Source organism: Mesorhizobium sp. M2A.F.Ca.ET.039.01.1.1 (genome assembly GCF_003998035.1).
Lineage (GTDB): Bacteria > Pseudomonadota > Alphaproteobacteria > Rhizobiales > Rhizobiaceae > Mesorhizobium.
On the sequence record NZ_RZRY01000753.1, the window covers coordinates 1 to 2,804 of the forward strand.

General features: G+C 66.4%; 2 protein-coding genes. One reads left to right on the forward strand and one right to left on the reverse strand.

The window, feature by feature from the left end; translation table 11 throughout:
* On the reverse strand, positions 1-1,343 hold a 1,343-nt coding region (gene gltX / locus EOA24_RS33120; RefSeq protein ID WP_127410534.1), incomplete at its 3' end, for a glutamate--tRNA ligase.
* Between the two features lie 103 nt (positions 1,344-1,446).
* Here gltX and EOA24_RS33125 point away from each other — a divergent pair.
* A partial coding sequence (locus tag EOA24_RS33125) for a ComEC/Rec2 family competence protein (protein ID WP_133374736.1) occupies positions 1,447-2,804 on the forward strand: 1,358 nt, incomplete at its 3' end.

Sequence of the window (2,804 nt, forward strand, 5' to 3'; positions counted from 1 at the left end):
CTGCGGCCGGTCAGCGCGGCTCGAAGTGGTTGGGCCACCGCGCCAAGCTTGTATCCGCCAGCCTGCGCGAACTCGCGGATCGAAGCCTCCGCCGAGGCGGCGCTCCACTCGCCCTGGACAGAAGACAACGCGCCATGCGCGCCGCGCAGAATCGCGCGCGCATCCGCGCTGAGCAAGCCCGCTGCCTTCTCGTCCAGGAGCAGTGGCCGCCCGGCAAACAGGAAAGCCGCGCCGTCCACCAGCTCCACCAGGGTCTTGGCCCGCTCCTTGAGGCCGGGCATAGCGGCAAGCAGCTGCGCCTTGCGCTTGTCATCGAGCTTTGCGGCGAGCGCCGGACCCCCTTCAAGATAGGGCAGAGTGGCGACGAAGATATCGAACAGCGCGCGATCGTCCATCTTGCGCATATGCACGCCGTTCAGCGCCTCGAGCTTGGCGAAGTCGAAGCGGGCAGCGCCCTTGTTGACGTCGCCGATGTCGAACCAGGCGATCATGTCCTCGATCGACATCACCTCGTCGTCGCCATGGCTCCAGCCGAGCCGCGCCAAATAGTTGAGCAAGGCTTCCGGCAAATAGCCCATGGCGCGATAGGCCTCGACGCCCAGCGCGCCGTGCCGCTTCGACAGCTTGGCGCCGTCGGCGCCGTGGATCAGCGGGATATGCGACATCGACGGCACCGCCCAGCCCATGGCGTTGTAGATCACGGTCTGGCGCGCGGCGTTGGTCAGGTGATCGTCGCCGCGGATGATGTGGGTGACGCCCATGTCGTGGTCGTCGACGACGACGGCATGCATGTAGGTCGGGTTGCCGTCCGAGCGCAGGATGATGAAGTCGTCGAGATCCTTGTTGGGAAAGCGCACCTCTCCCTGCACGCGGTCATGGACGACCGTCTCGCCCTCGGTCGGCGCCTTGATGCGGATGGCGCCCTTGACGCCTGCCGGCGCCTCGGAGGGATCGCGGTCGCGCCACTGTCCGTTATAACGCGGCGGCAGGCCCTTGGCTCTCGCCGCCTCGCGCATCGCCTCCAGCTCCGCCGGCGTCTCATAGCTGTAATAGGCTTTGCCCAGGCGCACGAGCTCCTCGGCCACCTCGCGATGGCGCGGGGCGCGCTCGAACTGGGAGACGGCGTCGCCATCCCAGGAAAGGCCAAGCCAGTTCAATCCGTCCAGAATGGCGGCCGTGGCGGCTTCGGTGGAGCGCTCGCGATCGGTGTCCTCGATACGCAAAAGCATCGTGCCGCCGGTGTGCTTGGCATAGAGCCAGTTGAACAGCGCCGTGCGCGCCCCGCCAATATGCAGGTAGCCTGTGGGCGAGGGGGCAAAACGGGTGACGACCTTGTCGGACATGGAACTCTCGAAGAAGCGCGCTGAGACGGCATATTTCGCGCGGGCTTTCGCGCTTTGCGCGTTCATGTAGCATAGGCGGTCTGGGGCGCAAGGGGCAGACCCGATGGCTGGACGTGGCCGGGGTACGGAGGAGGGCGGGGAAACGACAGCTGGCGTCAGCGAGCGCCTGATGTTTGCCCATGCCGAGCCCCAAGAGGCGCCGCCGATTCAGCTTCCGCAGCCGCGCGCACCAGCCGAGCATCTGCCTGATGGCCACGGCGCAGTACTGCCGGTCTCGCCAACAGCCGGCGGCGGCCGGATCCGCAAACAGCTCGGCAGCGTTTCGCTTCCCGCGCTGCGGCGAAGCGTTGCGGTCGCTGCCAGCACCGAGATCGACCGGGGCGTCGGCTTTCTGCTGGTGCCGGTGTTCCTGGCCGCCGGCGTCATCTATTACTTCTCGCTGAGCACCGAGCCTGATCTCTACAGGCCGCTTGCGGCGGTGGCGCTGATGGCTGTCTGCGCGGCGGTGTCGCGCTCCTGGCAGAAAACGCACCTTGTCTTCATGGCATCGCTTTTCTGCGCGCTCGGCTTCCTCTCGGCCAAGGTGGAGACCTGGCGGATGGCGACCCCGATGCTGGGGTCCGAAATCCAGACCCGGCTGACCGGCCGCCTGGTCACCGCCGAAGCGATGGCCAATGGCCGTGTGCGGCTGACCATCGATCTCATGTCCACCGAGCACCCGACGCTGCGCTACGCGCCGGACCGCGTTCGGCTGTCGGCGCGCAGGATCCCGTCCGGCATGACGGCAGGGTCGATGCTGACCGGCTATGCCAAGCTGCTGCCGCCGACCGGTCCGGTACGCCCGGACAGCTATGACTTTTCCTTCGACAGCTACTTTAGCGGCATCGGCGGCAGCGGCTTTTTCCTGGGCGATCCAAAGCTGTTGGCTCCGGCTTCGACTGCGCCAACGGGGGCACCCTTCGGCGCGCGCATTGCGTCGGCCGTGGAAAACGCGCGCGAAGGGATCGCCGACCACATCCGGAGCAGCATTGGCGGGTCCGAAGGCGAGATCGCGGCGGCGCTGATCGTCGGCGTGCGCGCCGGCATTCCGGAAGCGATCAACGAGTCGATGCGACGGACCGGCATCTATCACATCATATCGATCTCCGGCCTGCACATGGCGCTGGTGGCCGGCACGATCATGTTCCTGCTGCGCGGCGCCTTCGCGTTGTTTCCGGATTTCTCGTCCCGCCGCCCGGTGAAGAAATACGCCGCGGCGATCGCGCTGGCCTCGATCGCCGCTTACCTCGTCATCTCCGGCATCGTGGTGGCGGCCGAGCGAAGCTTCATCATGCTTGCGGTTATGCTTGTAGCGGTGCTCTTCGACCGCGCGGCTTTGACGATGCGCAACCTGGCAATCTCGGCGATTGCCGTCATCCTTGTCTCGCCACATGAAGTGGTCGGCCCGAGCTTCCAGATGTC